Source organism: Larkinella sp. VNQ87 (assembly GCF_049445795.1).
GTDB lineage: Bacteria > Bacteroidota > Bacteroidia > Cytophagales > Spirosomataceae > Larkinella.
On record NZ_JBMSDT010000004.1, the window covers coordinates 1 to 15,840 of the forward strand.

Annotated in this window: 11 protein-coding genes and 1 pseudogene; 3 read left to right on the forward strand and 9 right to left on the reverse strand. The window is 42.6% G+C overall.

Features of this window, described 5'->3' with window-relative positions; all coding sequences use genetic code 11:
- The 7 genes and pseudogenes from ACO2Q8_RS07390 to ACO2Q8_RS07420 all read right to left on the reverse strand — a co-directional run.
- Positions 1 to 1,023 (reverse strand): annotated as a pseudogene (locus ACO2Q8_RS07390) (gliding motility-associated C-terminal domain-containing protein); the annotation flags it as partial.
- A 159-nt stretch (positions 1,024 to 1,182) separates the two neighbouring features.
- Positions 1,183 to 2,169 (reverse strand): glycosyltransferase family 2 protein, encoded by a 987-nt coding sequence (locus tag ACO2Q8_RS07395; protein ID WP_423344148.1) that lies wholly within the window; start codon positions 2,167 to 2,169, stop codon positions 1,183 to 1,185.
- A 106-nt stretch (positions 2,170 to 2,275) separates the two neighbouring features.
- On the reverse strand, positions 2,276 to 3,394 hold the full coding sequence (locus tag ACO2Q8_RS07400; protein WP_423344149.1) for an acyltransferase family protein: 1,119 nt from the start codon (positions 3,392 to 3,394) through the stop codon (positions 2,276 to 2,278).
- Positions 3,395 to 3,491: 97 nt separating this feature from the next.
- Positions 3,492 to 4,589 carry an acyltransferase family protein gene (locus ACO2Q8_RS07405; RefSeq protein ID WP_423344150.1) on the reverse strand — a complete coding sequence of 366 codons (1,098 nt, stop codon included), beginning with the start codon at positions 4,587 to 4,589 and terminating at the stop codon, positions 3,492 to 3,494.
- 52 nt (positions 4,590 to 4,641) lie between these two features.
- Positions 4,642 to 5,496 carry an SAM-dependent methyltransferase gene (locus ACO2Q8_RS07410; RefSeq protein WP_423344151.1) on the reverse strand — a complete coding sequence of 285 codons (855 nt, stop codon included), beginning with the start codon at positions 5,494 to 5,496 and terminating at the stop codon, positions 4,642 to 4,644.
- 96 nt (positions 5,497 to 5,592) lie between these two features.
- Positions 5,593 to 6,735: a polysaccharide ABC transporter ATP-binding protein gene (locus tag ACO2Q8_RS07415; RefSeq protein ID WP_423344152.1), complete on the reverse strand. Its 1,143-nt coding sequence runs from the start codon at positions 6,733 to 6,735 to the stop codon at positions 5,593 to 5,595.
- A gap of 179 nt (positions 6,736 to 6,914) precedes the next feature.
- Positions 6,915 to 7,565, reverse strand: coding sequence for an ABC transporter permease (locus ACO2Q8_RS07420; RefSeq protein WP_423344153.1), 651 nt, complete (start codon positions 7,563 to 7,565; stop codon positions 6,915 to 6,917).
- Between the two features lie 264 nt (positions 7,566 to 7,829).
- Here ACO2Q8_RS07420 and ACO2Q8_RS07425 point away from each other — a divergent pair, with 264 nt between their 5' ends.
- Positions 7,830 to 8,885 carry a UbiA family prenyltransferase gene (locus ACO2Q8_RS07425; protein ID WP_423344154.1) on the forward strand — a complete coding sequence of 352 codons (1,056 nt, stop codon included), beginning with the start codon at positions 7,830 to 7,832 and terminating at the stop codon, positions 8,883 to 8,885.
- Positions 8,886 to 8,914: 29 nt separating this feature from the next.
- Here the strand turns inward: ACO2Q8_RS07425 and ACO2Q8_RS07430 are convergent, their stop codons facing one another.
- Positions 8,915 to 11,101, reverse strand: a complete 2,187-nt coding sequence (locus tag ACO2Q8_RS07430; protein WP_423344155.1) for a glycosyltransferase — start codon at positions 11,099 to 11,101, stop codon at positions 8,915 to 8,917.
- A gap of 1,569 nt (positions 11,102 to 12,670) precedes the next feature.
- Here ACO2Q8_RS07430 and ACO2Q8_RS07435 point away from each other — a divergent pair.
- Positions 12,671 to 13,498: a glycoside hydrolase family 16 protein gene (locus ACO2Q8_RS07435; RefSeq protein WP_423344156.1), complete on the forward strand. Its 828-nt coding sequence runs from the start codon at positions 12,671 to 12,673 to the stop codon at positions 13,496 to 13,498.
- Between the two features lie 687 nt (positions 13,499 to 14,185).
- Here ACO2Q8_RS07435 and ACO2Q8_RS07440 read toward each other — a convergent pair.
- Positions 14,186 to 14,494: a transposase gene (locus tag ACO2Q8_RS07440; protein ID WP_423344157.1), complete on the reverse strand. Its 309-nt coding sequence runs from the start codon at positions 14,492 to 14,494 to the stop codon at positions 14,186 to 14,188.
- 646 nt (positions 14,495 to 15,140) lie between these two features.
- On the opposite strand from ACO2Q8_RS07440, the gene ACO2Q8_RS07445 reads away from it, so the two are divergent.
- Positions 15,141 to 15,587, forward strand: a complete 447-nt coding sequence (locus ACO2Q8_RS07445) for a hypothetical protein (RefSeq protein ID WP_423344158.1) — start codon at positions 15,141 to 15,143, stop codon at positions 15,585 to 15,587.
- Positions 15,588 to 15,840: the final 253 nt, after the last annotated feature.

The following is a 15,840-nucleotide window of genomic DNA, read 5'->3' on the forward strand; positions in this document are numbered from 1 at the left end:
GAAGGTGGCGCAGTCGCGGGCGATGAGGGGGGGGCTGTAGGGCTGGTTGTCGGGTCCGGTGTTGAAGGGTCCGCCGTAGGCCGAGAGTTCCAGGCGGTTGTTGTCGGGGTCGGTGGCGGTGATGGTCTGGTTGATGAGTGTACCGGCGACGACACACAGGTCGGCGGGGACGTTGATGAGGGGTCTTTTGTTGGGCGATGCGGTGACGATGATCTGCATGTCGCGGATGATCTCACCGATTTTGACGCCGTCGCGCCACTCTTCGACGATGAAGGCGATGTTGTACTGTCCCTGTTCGGCGGGGGCATCCCAGCAGACGTCGCCGGAGATGGGGTTGACCGTCAGGGTGGCGGGTCCGGTGCCAGCTTCGTTGATGCGGTTGGTCCCAATCAACGTCGGATCGGAATAACCGGCAACGGGCCGAATGGTGCAGTTGCTCTGGTCATCACCCTGACGGCCGGAGGGAGTATAAAGACGGTAAGCGAGGCTATCGCCATCGGCATCGAAGGCGGCCGGGTTGTGGCACCACTTCTGGCCGACGCGGGCTGAGTCCAGGGGCGGGTTGAGCATGACTGGCGTGCTGTTGAGGCCCAACTGTGCATTCACCACAATGGTAGTTTGAAGTTGAAAGCTTGTTTGGATGGAACTGGGAATATTCCGGACGTTCTCGTTTCGGTTGGTGATCGTGCAGGTGATGCGGTAGGTGCCAGGGCCTGGATACGTGAAGGTAGCTACATAAGTATTGACTGTTGTCGCCCGGTTGATTGACCGGCGTTCCCGGCGCGGCACGGCGACAGCCTGTCCAATACCAAAACAAAAATAGGAAGGGTCCTGCTGGTCACTGGCCGTCCGCCCGCCGATTTCGTCGTGGTAGGTCGTCAATGTCACTTCATAAGTCAGCGAGGTACTCGAAATCCGGCGGGTAGTGATTTCGCCTGCCCGTAAATGCGTCGCCTGTGTTTCCGTCAATACCAAAAACGCGAAAAACAGGGTCCACAGCGCAGAGTGGAAATATGGTTTCATAAAACGTAAAGTCTACACTAACAACGTACAAGTGCTCAGGTTGTGTATATGGGTTACAACCATCTAAGACAATTAAAAGAATAAAATTGGTGTATCAAAGCCATTCAAATTTCGAACGGAGCTTTCACCTTAATAGATCACAGATGGGTTGTTATTCACTTATACTTTATAAAAGTCTTTTTGGTTGCGAAGGGTTTTCCAGAAAAACCGTAAAAAAATGCCGACTTGCCGGGCAAACTCGCGCTGGTTGTCTAATTCGGCGAAAGGGTTTCGGAATTTGAGCAAGTTAACACCTATTTTCCAGCCAAAGACAATGGGAATCAGCGTTAAATAGTGCAGCATTAATAGCAGGTAGGCACCTATGCCGAATTGTTTTCGTACCCAGAGCAAATTGGAAACGTGCATTTGGGGTTTAAAGCGGTTGATATGCGTGACTTTACGTTCCTGGTAATCCGTGCTGCTGCCATACTCCAGATGAATGTAAAATGCATCCCGTAGGAGCAGCATTTTACCCTGTTGCCCCAATCGCCAGCACCACTCCACGTCTTCAGCATACATGAAAAAGTTTTCGTCTAGCTTTCCGGCTTTACGGATGGTTTCCCGGCGGGTCATGATGAAGGAGCCGATCAGCCAGTCGACCTGATTCGGATCGATGTATTGATTATCAGGTAAAAACCGGAGGAGCATGCGTCGGAAAAAACCGGAGGTGGGCAAAATGAAAAAGTATCGCCGGAGTTGCGAAAATCCATCGTAGGCTTCGGTATGCACTTTCCCTTCCCGGTTTATTTGCATTGGGCCGACAGCTGCTACCTCGGGACGGCTGTCGAGTACGTCGGCGCAGCGTTTTAAAACATTGTCAATGAGGAGCGTATCCGAATTCAATAACAAGACGAGCCTGCCTTTCGACTCATCGATGCCCCGGTTGTTAGCGCGGGAAAAGCCGGAATTATACCCCATCTCAATCCAGCGGGTTGTGGGAAACGCGTTCAGCACCACTGCTTTTCCGGAAAGGTCGGGGTCGTTGTTGACTACCAGAACTTCGTAGGTCAGGCCGGTAGTATGTTGTTGAACTGAGTGGAGACAGTCGACAATCAGGTGTGGAGTTTTGTAATTAACCAAAATAATGGAGAGGTCCGGATTTTGCATAGTGGCTGCAAAAATACGAAGAAAGATCGGTCGTGGTAATTGTTGAAAGATTTTCCAACAATTACCACGACCGATCTTACGGAACCTCAGGCTATTTTATAACAGATCAAGCACTTCGATAGTATGTTGATGGTTTTGCGAAACGTTTCAATTTATAAAATAGCTTTTTTATTTTGATGGAATCGGTCACCCATACCAGCGTATTGTAAGTAAACTTTGAGAATGGTTTTTCGACTAATACATGCAAGGCCCAGGATACCATGATTGCCAGTAAAAATAAACTGATTAGTAATACCTGGGGCTGAATGGTATCGCTGAAGTACCAGTATAAGTATAGAAAGTACAAATGAAATAAGTAAAGCGGATAAACTACTTTGCCAAGTGTCTGGATGACCGGATTACTTTTGATAACTATTTTCTTTCCAGTAGTTAGGAGGAACACAATATAGATTAAAGTAAGCACTACCATAAAAAACCATTTGTCATACTCATGTGGAGTGGTTGAGATGTTTTTGAAAGGGCCAGAAAGAGGTATCGCACTCATCAAAGAACAGACATAATTAACCGCAAGCAAACTATAAAGTTTGATGGGTTTATCATAACCAATATTGATGAGAAAAAACAACATGCCAGCAATAAACGGAGTGAAAAAGACATAAGCTATTTTGGTTAGAAATATAGCATCAGCCAGGCAAAAGATAAGTAAGAAAGTAATGACGTAGATGAGTTTCTTCCATAACTTAAACAAAATAATAAATCCAATTAGAAAATAAAAAGTCAACTCAATCAGCAAAGTATGAAAAACCGGGTTAATCAAAGGGTATCCAAATAAACCTGGCATCATAGTCAGGTTGGCTAATAATATTTTGATTGAAGTTCCCGGAAGATAAGTGTGATCTGAAACGAATCTTTGCAAAATGAAGGCTGCTAGGCAGCTTACCCAGAAAAGCGGATACAATCGGGAGAGTCTGATGATGAAAAAGTCTTTTAGCCCCCTTTTCATGGATGTCATTGTCACTGTGTAGCCGCTTACCATATAAAATACAATAATTGACGTACAGCCGTAACGAAACAACGGGATGAATTTTAAATTAGCAGGAACAATTTGGTTTGCATAATTAAATGCTTCTACGTAATGCCCAAAGAACACGACAGATATAGCAAGAAAACGCAGAAGGTCCAGAGCACCAGACCGATTTTCTGTTGATGGTAATTTTTGAGTCATCTTATTTCTGCAAAAAATAGTGTAAACTTACTATGATTTTTTAACTACTTTCAGTACTAGCTGGTAATGGAAATAAGTGCCTGGAAAGTTGAATATGTTAAATACTTGTTTTCTCGCTTTGCAAAGCCGGGGATCTTTTTTTAATCAGTCGAGTTACCTTCTTCAAAGTAATAGCTGCTAACCTTGATAGCGGTTTTTCGACAAAAATATTTAAGAACCAAGATGTCAAAAGAGCGATGAAGAGGATTCCAAAAAGTAAAACGTCTGCCTGAACAGTTTTACTAAAGTACCAATAAAAAAATAAAAAATAAAGGTGAAATAAATAAAAAGGATAAGTGATATCACCGAGTAATTGGAGAAATGAGTTGCCTCGAATTGTTATCTTATTTAATATAATTAACAGAAACAATATGAATAAGACCGTAATTATAGCCGAAAATATCCACATGTTGTGAGAGTTTGGCTCCTTGTAGGTACTACTCAACTGTTCAGCCAATGGCTTGGTTTTAAGCAACGTCAGGATAAAGTCAATAGCTAAAAGCGTGTATAATTTCCAGGATTTCGCATACTTTATCCTAATCAGATAAAACAGCATACCGGCCGGAAACGGCAGCAAGAAAATGTAAACGGATTCGTTCGTAAAGATCTCACTGGCTAGACAGATTGTCAGAAAAATAGATATGACAGTAAGAATTCTGTTCCAAAGTTTGAAGTAAATGATAATCCCGATTAGTGTATAAAAGACAAGTTCAGTTATCAAAGTATGGTAAACAGGGTTAATTAAGGGATGACCGAAAAGCACAGGAACCATCGTCAGATTGAAAAGGAAAGTTTTGAAAGAAACCTGTGCCAAATAGGAATGATTAGCTGGAATAACTCTCGGAAGGACAAACGCAAAAAAACAACTTATCCAGAATAAAGGATAAATTCGCGAAAGCCTGGTTATTGAGAATTCTTCCAGGTTTCTTTTGATCGATGTCATCGTTACTACATATCCGCTGATCATTAAGAATAACAGCAAAGCAGCAACTGCGTATCGGGAAACAACCGTGTATTTCAAATTGGCAGGAACGATCCGATAGACATAGTTAAAGGTATCGGTATAATGCCCAAAGAAAACGGCCAATACGGCAAGGAATCGCAATAAGTCAAGCGCTCCAAATCGATTAGAGGGAGCAATAGAGGGTTGATTCATTGTTAATTAGAAGGACAGATAGAAATAACTATTTTTTGAATACGATTAATAATTAATCGTATCTTTTTGTAAACTTTAATTCGAGTATTTCAAATATTTGAAATGGACTCGTGATAACTTTAGTATAAATGGAATGTGCTGTATTGACCGATTCAAAAAATGCCGCTTTTGTAAAATCTTCTGCTACGCCGACGGGCCTAATATATTCGACAAATAAGCCCGCTTCTCGTAACAAAGTAATTAGATGAGGAAGTTCTAATACTTTGTATAAGTATTCCTTCCGAATATTGTCAATAGCCTCTTTTTGAACCTTTTTTTTCTCCGGATCGATGATTGGCACGGAGAAAAATTCTTTCATATAAATTGATCCTCCTTGCTTTATAACTTTGGATGTAGCTACAAGTACCTTCGAAAGGTTGTTGGCATAACCTAATGTCTCAAGAAAATAAACAATATCGAACGAGTTTGCAGCATATAACGTATCAACTTCTGAATAATCACCTTTACGTACCCTAATTCGAGTATTTAATTGATTTTTTGTGACATACTGCTCCGCTTTTTTTGCTTGTATGTCACTTATGGTAATAGCTTCAATGGAAACCTGCTTTGTTTTAGCTATCTCAACTGCCGGGCCGCAAACACCACAGCCTGCATCAAGGAGATGCATACCATCCCGCAAGTCCATACTGTTTGAAAGGTACTCAATTAAATCCCTATCGGAAGTAGGCCGGGCAGCCTGAATAATGGTTCCGTAGGTATTTAAATAACTGTCGGTTTCTTTATCGTAATAAGCAGCCACTTCCTGAGCATGGACTGCTTCGAGTGTGCCAGGAAAGATAGCGTTTTTTTTAATGAAACCAGACCTTTCCAGAGCAGATTTCAATTTATTTTTAGCTAAGCTGTACATATTTTATACTAGAATTTGAATTGTATATTGATTAGTTTGTAATAATTGAATAGCTATCAATTTTTGTGTTAACAACGGTTAAATGGATAAAGATCATTAATTCATCCAGTCGACGTCTACTGTTACTAATTGCTGCAACATAAATTGGGCATTTTTTTCAATGCTTGTCTCGTTCTGAACTTGCAGCCGAAAGGGCGCATTATCCCAACCAACGTGATCGATGGGTTGTTGTGAACTGAGTTCAAAAACAACGGCTTTGATTCCGTATTCGCCAGGGGTAAGGGGCATCTGGCGTAGCTTGGCCCGTAGCGAATGAACACCTTTTTGTAATTTTATGGGGCCGAAACAAATTGCCCCGGTGATACAGGTCATTCCTTCGTGCGTCCAGATGGAAAACGCCCAACCTATATTCTCCAGCGGTTGAATTGCCCGGTAGGTCAGCGTAAGGACGGCTTCGCTGCCGGTTTGCACGATGTCGGTCTTGGTCGGTTCAATGGTCACGCTTTCAATTGCTACGGGTTTATCCGGGCTAAGATTTTGGCCAAAACCGCCATCCGTTTGCTCAACCCGGGGTATTTGCTGCTCAAAGTAGAGGTCGAGCGTATCGACGGCGCTTCCGCTGAAAGTCAGCCGACCTTTTTCGAGTAAAATCCCGCGTTGGCAAACCGCCTGAATCTGATTCATGGCATGGGATACCAGGATAATGGAGCCTCCCCCGGAAAGATAATTCAGCATGTGATTGATGCATTTACGCTGAAACTCCATATCTCCAACGGCCAGTACTTCATCGACGAGCAGAATATCCGGATTTAGGTGGGCCGCAACGGCATAGGCCAGACGGGCCGACATCCCGGAACTATAGAACTGCACGGGCATTTCGATGGCGTCGCCCAGGCCGGTGAAATCGATGATGGGGTCAATTAATGGTTTGATCTGTTGCTTATTGAGTCCCAGCAACATAGCTCGCATGTAAATATTTTCCCGCCCTGACAGAACCGGATCAAGGCCAATGCCCAGCTCGATGAGGGCGCCGACGCTTCCTTTGATCCGGACCCGGCCGGCATCAGGTTTGATGAGGCCGTTGATTACTTTTAGCAGGGTGCTTTTCCCGGCACCATTAGCTCCGACAATGGCGAGCGATTCGCCCCGGCGTAGTTCAAAAGAAACATCGTCTAAGCCCCAGAATTCGGACTTGCGAAGTTGGCCACGTCCGGCATTGGCGGGAAAAACCTCTCCCATAATGTCGCGAAGGCCGTAGTATAAAGACCGTTTGAACGTCGTGCAAAATTTTTTTGAAAGGTGTTCAACGGTAAGAATGGGGGCATTTTCCATAGCAATACTAATTCGAAACTCCTTAAATCACATTTTTTAAAAAGGTTAACCGGCTTCGTGTTCAGTTGATCGAATGAAGGTGTATTCTACATCCGGACAATCAGGTGGGGTTGGGCGAGTCGGTACGCGACCCAGCCGATACCCAGAATCAGGATTGATACCAGAACAGTCAGCCCAAAACCAGGTGCCGGTGTCAGATGCCCCAGCAAAATCCAGTCGCGCGTGGTCGTCAGCAGGGGGGTAACGGGGTTCATGGCGATGAGATGGGCGACCGAAGCAGGCGGAGTGTACACAATGGGTGTCACCAGAAACCAAAGGCCCATCATCATTCCGATGGCATTGCTGACATCCGAATAGAGCATGCCCATCGGGGCCACCAACCAGCCCAGAGCGAAGCCAAGCAACAACAGAGACGCCAGGCCAATCGGAGCGACGAGCAGCGTGGTGTGGAAAGGGATTCCGAACCAGATCAGGATACCCGCCAGAATTACCAGGCGAATTGCCATGTTTAGCAACACACCGGCAAAACCGGATACGACAAATGCTTCGTGCGGGATTCGTACTTTGGCAATTGTGTTGCGAGCTCCCTGTAATTGTTGCAGCGGACAGTTGAATGCTTCCACGAAACCTTGCCACAGAAACAAACCCGTCAGGACGAATACGGGATACGGAACCGGTAAGCCTTCCACGTTCAGGATTCGAACTTTTCCCAGGTAGATCCAAACCAATCCATTCATGATTGGGGGCAGCAGAATCCAAAGATAACCCAGAAAGCTCCGGCGCATTTGACCCCGCAAATTACGCCGGAACAATTGCCAGCCAATGTGACTGACGACACGTAGGTCATTTCGTACATCGCGTAAAAATAAGCGGGGTCTCCGGAGGGTTGAACTGGCGGTATAAATTCGCTCACTCATAATGATGATCTAAAGGTTTTGTTACTAAAGTTTGATCCCGTATTTTCAGCGTCTGGCTTTCTTCAATCGATACTGTCCTCAACTATGGAAAACCCACTATTACGAACCAGTCAGGAAGCCGTTCATGTAACCCGGGCCGGTGAGTGGTGGGGTTACAAGTTTTCTCCGCTCCTGGCCACTCTCTATGCTACGGCGGGGGTGCTGGAAACCGCACTCTGGCCCCTGGCCCCACGCTTGCTACTCTTACTGCTCTCGTTAACGGTCGGCGCCATTTACGTTAGTATTCTGAACGACTGGACGGATCGCGAGGACGACCGAATCGCGGGAAAAACAAACCGGCTTATGAATAAGTCGGCCCGGTTTGTGGCAATTATTCTGACCACCTGCCTGTCTATTGGTCTGGGATTCGGCATTTACTTCTGGTCTCTGAACCCGGTTATCAGCCTGTTTTATCTGGGTAGCTGGATGGCCTATTCGATGTATTCGCTGCCCCCGTTCCGGCTTAAAATTCGCGGACTGGGCGGAGTGCTGGCCGATGCGCTCGGAGCCCACCTGTTTCCGCAATTGCTGGTGGTGGCCCTGGTCGAACACTGGGCCGGACAACCGCTGCCTCCCATCTGGTGGCTGGCGATTGGGAGTTGGGCGCTGGCGTGCGGAATACGGAACATTCTGAAACACCAGCTTGGTGATGCAACGGCCGACCGGCAGGCCGGCGTCCGTACACTGGTAACACTTCAGGGCGAACGTTGGGCCCACCGCTTTGGGGTGGGCGTGATGTTTCCCATCGAATGCCTTGGCTTTGCGGTTTTGCTGATTTTGCTTGGTCAGGTGGCTCCGGTTGTTTTTTTGCTGCTTTATAGTGCTCTGGAAACCATGCGCGCCCGGCTCTGGGGCATCCGTCCGGCGGTGCTTGATCCGAACCAGCGAATTGTGCTCGACGAATACTACACTATTTTTTTCCCGCTGGCCCTGTTGTTGACCCAGGCTATCCGGAACCCGGCGGATGCCATCATTCTGGGGTTGCATCTGTTGTTGTTCGGACGGCATAGTCTGGAAACCGCCCATGAGTTCCAGCGACTGGTGATCAAAGCCGTCCGCAGGTTGCTTGGCCTGCCGGAACTGACCGATCTGCCCAAATGACCGCTGGTTAAAATAGTGCACCTTTTTCATCATCTGGCCAGATGTCTTTTTATCTTCAGCTTCCCCCGCGAAATAAACAAACGGCCGATCGGTGTCGGAGCAAGCCCCAACGCCTGACTCAAATGATTGATGGCATCGATAACGGACCGGGACTGTTTCCATTTTAAAAGTGCGTAGACGTAATGATACATGGCTATTCGCTCGCGGATAATGCGTTTTTCAAGCGGTTTTAATAAACGGCTGAAACGGGCAAGAATTTGGGTTTCGTCGTGAAAACCTAAGTTCTGGGCTACCTCCGCGCTGTTTCGACTGTGGTATATATTGGTATCATGAACGTGTTTCATCCAACGCGGGGTGAGCGTAAAGGCGATGCGGCATGGATGATTCAGAACCATCTCCAACACCAGAAACCAGTCATCGGCAATTTTCATCGATTCATTCCATGCTTTCGGCAATACGCTACGCCGTATAACGGTGGCAGAAGATACCGTGGGGCAGGTTTCGATCATCAGATGACGGCTTTGAGCCGGATCAAGCAGCCACCAGTCGTCATCAGACGATGTCATATACCGCTGTTTCTGGGCGGGCTGCAGGAGAAAATACATAATCTCGTTTTCTCCCCGGTTCGTTACGTGGTTCGAAAACACGAAATCCAGATTATGCTTCTCGAGAATAGAAATGCTATCGGTCAGAAAGTTTGGAAACCATTCGTCGTCGGAGTCGAGAGAGACAATAAATTCACCCTGGCAATACCGTAAGCCATGATTGCGGGCCGCTCCTTGTCCTTTATTTTCCTGATAATAGTACTGAACAAAGTCGTAGTTTTTCAATCGCTGCTGGGTATCGTCGGTAGAACCGTCGTCTACCACAATCAATTGCCAGTTGGTATAAGTTTGAGCCTGAACGCTCCGGATCGCTCGTTCGACCAGATAACTCCGGTTGTATGTGGGAATGATAATTGAAACGAGGGGTTGCTTTTTCGGACTGGGTTGAAGGGTACGTTCGGGGTCCAGATTTGGAATCAGATCAAGCAGTTCGTGAGCAAAATGCCGAACCGGGTCGGCCGGAACAGTGGCCCGGATGTGCCGGGAAGCTTCTTTGCCAATGGCTGGCCATTCTTCTTTTCGAGACCAGGCTCGTTCGAGCGCTTCGTCAACTGCGGAACCAACGGTTGCAGAAGCTAAAAAACCCGTTACATTGTCGACGAGCACTTCGGAAATTCCACCATTATCAGCGGCAATCGCGGGTCTCCCGCATAGCATCGCTTCGACTAATGCTAACGGAAGGCCTTCGCTGCGTGAAGGTAAGACCAAGGCATGGTGGGTTTGCCAGATTGTGGCGGGGTTTGCAACATGGCCGGCGAAGTCTACTTTATCCGTTAACCCCAAAAAAACAACCAATTCTTCCAGTCCTTTCCGATTTGGGCCTGCCCCGAAGAAAGTAAGTCTCCAATTCCGGTTTTGCCATTTCTCCTGAGCCAGTACTTCAAGTAAAATGTCCTGGCCTTTCTCCTGGAAGAACAATCGGGCTACACAGGCCAAACGGACAGGGCCGGTCAATTCCGGAAAGCCAACACCGGGTTGTTCTTCGAAAGGGACATTGACGGGATTATGAACCACCTTTGCCTGAGGTAGCGGAAGAGCAAGCTGAAATTGAGTCAGTTTAAGGTTGTGGCGTGATACAAAAAAAGCACGCACGGCGGAATGGTATGCTCGTTGATATAACTCTCTTTCGTGATCCAGCGGGTAAAAGGCATCGACGACTTTCTGAGCAATGATAACATAGGGTTCGTGAGAACGACGGCACAAATCGGCAAAAAGCATTCCGTCAAAATTGCTGCCCTGAGCAATTACAGTCAGATGTGGACGGATAGTTTTTAAGCCATGCTGCAGCGTTTGCAGCGTCCAGTCGGTTTCTTCAGACAGTGTTTTTGATAAAGGGGATAAACCGTATAAATCGGTAACGCTACAACCGGCCAATCGCAACGAAATGATTCGGGGATGATTCGAGTTAACCCTCGTTTTGTAGATGTACACTTGATGACCTGCTTCAGCCAATACCATAACAGCCCCGTACCAAAGTTCTTCGCTGCCGCCCCAATCTTCCGGACATGAACTTATTATCATAAAACGGAAGACGATTTTATTATTTAAAGGATGAATATAAGGTAGACGTTTTGAATTCATATAGGATAAGAAAATGTAAGTCTCCCACATACGACAGCAGTAAACGGAGAAACTTCAACTTGTAAAACATTGTATTACGGCTAACTGTACACCTTACGAAACTATTTTTCTGGCCGCATTCTCTGCTCCGTGGACCGTTCACATTCATCACGATAGTCAGCAAACCGCTTTCGTTTAGTGATGATTCCCTGATGTTGGAATGCCTGACTAAGCTCTTAAAATTCAGGATACTACTATTTAATAATGGTTTCTAGTGGATCAGGATTATTTCTAGGAGCGTATTAGGGCTGCGTCTAACTAATCAGACCTGAGTTATTAGACAAAAGGATATACTTTATGAGTAAATAAAAAATGCTTACTACTTCATGATTAATCAAAATAGGTTATTTTTTGCTAGTTAATTTGTCAACAACAACAAAGGTACTCTATAAATATTTATGTCGAATATAACTTTAAACTACACGCACTTTCCAGAAACATTATAACAATAATAAAGAGTAAATTTGACAATCCACAACAGTTAGGTCATCTGATACTAGAAAAGAAACAATAAACAACCACGAAGAGCCTGACAACTAAATGTGTTTATCTAATCATTGAATTCATCAATTTAGAAGGCCACTTCTTTTACAGTGGATCACTATAGTGTAGTAATACAAGTTGGATAGGAGTCTGTTGATATGGGTATTATCACGTACAGGAGCAATCAATTATTATTAAAATGAAGTGGAATTTTCAAATGTAAAGAACTGAAAAAAAACGTTATCCCACGTACAATCAACTATAATCTCTTGAAAAATTACTGTATGGCAAGGATTCGGGTATGTATATGAACCAGTCTGACTCTTCTCAAAGTTTCGTTACAACATAACATACCCATTGGTTAGTTTCCAAAAATACCCTATAAAAGAGCACTGTTCTTGAATTTTTACCGATTTCATGATAGTAAATGGTGGACGAACGCATAATTACAGCTACTTGATACAGCCAACTAACAATAAGACTATACAGGAGGACTTGCTGAAGACATCCAGTGTCCTGACAAATGTGATTTGTTTGATTAATTAGTAAATCTTGAACACAATTGCTGAATGCTCATGCAGGTTTAAAAACAATTGTTTGGTGTACAACAAATATTTAACTCAAAAATATTCAATATATTAAAGATTGAATCATGGTTTTCTTTTGAGATTGCAAACGTTGAATAATGAACAAAAACAGATTTGAGCATAATAATTACTTAGGTTATGCCTTCAATATCACTATAAATGCATTGATTTTACTTATTCATAGCTACAATAACTTTTATTTGGAAATGATGCGATTAAAGTTAAATTTGTGATATCCCCTTTGCAGAATACAATTTACAGCGTGTTTAGGGGGGAGGCCCCTGGAAAGCTTAAGAGTTAAGAGTTGTTCGGTATCTGTAAGCAAGACCATTGAATAAGTTTCTTTAGAGAATCAATAGCTCAGAATTTATAGTGAAAGGTAAGGTAAAGTAAATGGTGTTTTTCCACGATACATTTGTGTGAATCGAATGTGTTTTATCTATTGAAATTGCTATAGTAGAGTTTATAACGAATATGATTTATCCGAATAATGAAAAATTCGATTCCAATTTTAAGTGTTATTATAGGGATAGTTGCATGCAGTAGTCCGGATGTGAGTTCAGTACCAAGCGGTCCTTTGATGTCAGGAACACGTAAGTTGGTATGGGCGGATGAGTTTGAAAAACCGGGACTACCGAATTCTGCAAAGTGGAAATACGATGTTGGAGCCGATGGTTGGGGAAATAATGAGTTGCAATACTACTCAGCTTTACGTCCCGAGAATGCACGGATAGAGAACGACAAACTGATCATAGAGGCACGTAGAGAAGAATATCAAGGCGCATTATATTATACTTCAGCCCGTCTATCAACTCAAGGCAAAGCAAGCTGGACAAATGGTCGAATTGAAGTTTCAGCTAAATTACCAAGAGGCCGTGGGACCTGGGCATGTATATGGATGTTAGGAAATGATTATACTAGCTACTCGAGTTGGCCTAAATGCGGGGAAATAGATATTATGGAACACGTTGGGTTTGATGAGGGCAAGGTTCATGGTTCTTTGCATACTTTAAACTACAACCATCTAAAAAGTAATCAGAAAACAAAATATTTTCATGTTAGTGATGCAACAACTAACTTTCATGTTTACGCCATTGAGTGGACGTCAGATCAGATAGATTTTTATGTTGATGATTCAAAGTATTATACAGCCAAAAAGACGGATTTAGGAGTTAGTGAAGCACAATGGCCGTTTGACAAGCCTTTTTTCATTATATTAAATATCGCTGTTGGAGGAAATTGGGGAGGACAGAAAGGGATTGATGATACTATTTGGCCTCAACGAATGGAAGTGGATTACGTTCGTGTATTTCAATAAGCTTTTGAGTATAAATGCTATATAGACAGCTCTTGCTTTGAGCTATACTATCCAAAATTTTCTTACCAATCTCCTGCACTACTTCACTCACTTGTATTCTTTTTTTTACGTTTTGTCATACTCACAATCCCAACTACTAATTCGCTGTTGTTTTTTCCTTGGGTAACGAGTACAAAAATTATACTTAAGAATTCCCGAAAGACTTCTGCCTAATTTTTTTTACCTGTTTCAGCTAATTTATTGATGCTGGTTGTCCTCGACCTTAAAGTATTAGCTTCTCTCAAAATGGTTTTGGTATTCTTTAAAGATAAAATATGGCAATGTGATGTTTTTGAGTAAATGGTAGTCGATTTTATTGCTAATTGGAATCAAGTCGTACGTTTAAAGTATTTGTTCATTTGAAATTTAGAAATTTGATTGTTCTGCAGAGTGGATGAAGTAAAAATCAGTATATAAATATAATCATACAGAATATAGTTGAATTTATAATTACTGATTAAGTTGTTTTTTCTGTATTGAAATCAAGAGTAAATCAAAACGCTTTTTTCTTTCAAAGTTCAAGGATAGATTGTGAATTTAATTCATATTAAGTCATTGATATTCAATTATTTACGATTTGAGTTAATTAAGGTTTTAAGAAAGTATACGTATAGTTATTGTATTATTTATGCGATAAATTAGACAATTTTATTTTATTTCATCAATGGATTTATCGTAAGATGCCAAGAGCTCTTTTAATTGAGGGTCTTCAATTATTAAACAGACCTTTTTCCAGACGCCAGCCTTGATCCATCGCTGGAATCGACGGTAATTCGAGTTCCAGGGGCCAAACCGTTCTGGAAGATCCCGCCAAGGAGCACGGCTATAAGCAATCCATAATATAGCATTGATAAACAGTCTGTTATCGGCTGCCGTGCGTCCTACGTCCCCAGATTTGCCAGGTAGGATGTGGGACAGATTCCTCCATTGATTGTCTGTAATTTCAAAACGTCGCATAGCCCAAATATGCAGATGAAGAGTTTTTTTTCCTAATAGTCAACAGCTTAAAAATCAATATGTTAAAAGTAGAGATAATTAATTGTCAACAGAATTTTAACTAAATTTATTCAAAATCCTATTTGAATGTAGTATAGTGTATGTCTGATAAATAAGTCCGGTAATTATTGAAATGTCTAATATAGGTAGATAATGGGGTATTATATCTCGTTATTTACAGTTTTATTGACTGATAATTGTTATTGTTTTTTGTAAATCGAAGTAATATTTAATCACTAACGTTGTGCTATTAAATAAGTTAAGCTATTTTTTATTTTTCTAATTTGTTGAATTTAATTTTTTATTTGATAAGTTTGTTAGAGACAAAATGAGTTATTCTAGCATAAATTACTTACAATCTTATTCCAGTTATATTTTTTATTAAAGTAAAACTCATAGTACTTAGTAAAGTATTAAATTCGGTTTCAGTATTAATAAATACTTAATTTTTGTTTAATGGGTTAATTATTCGATAATCATAAAATCGTGCGCGCTCAAACAGTGTATTAAGATCTTAGCTAGAAAAAATACTAAAGAAAATTATTCAAAACCGTGTTTATGTACAATTGGCGCAGGTAATACTTATTTAACCGTAAATGATGTCGTTATGAAAATCACACAGTCTATTGGTAGTTTTTTTCTTTACGGCTTTTATCTGGTAGCAGTCACTGTCTACCAAAGATCAGAAGATGTGCCATACACCCCTTTTTCAGGGTATTTGTCTGAAAATTCAACCATTATGTCTGTTTGGGACCTTGAGACCACAATCGATGTACATCTAACTGGTCAAAAAGCTAATTCAATTGGTCTAGCAGAAGACATAACCAAGTCTGAGAAGAATTTCTTCGCTCATTCAGAGAATACAATTCACTTTGAAGATCATCCCTCAGCCAGTAAAAAGCCGTTTCCATACAGTCAGGCTTCGGTAAACTTAAGTATGATCTCTCTTGTTTTCGGGCTTGCTTTACTAAAAGTAACTGCTAATACAGCCCAATATGACGTAGACAACTTATTAAACTTTAAGTCCGGCCCGAGTAGAAGTCTTAAGAGATGATTGCGTGCTTCAGTCGTCAACGGATTATTTAAGGATTGTTGAGCGCGTACGAAAAGTCATTGCTGGTACAAGTCAAGAATTGAGCTTTCATGTTAATTGATGAACCAGTGATTGATTAGCAAATGAATGACTTCTATTTACTCGATTTTTGAAGATATTTTTTAGTGATGCATAAAGTTAACTCTGTTCATACTATTATTGCTAACCAGAAATTATGGGAGATAACCTATACTCTCATTATCCAACTTATCGG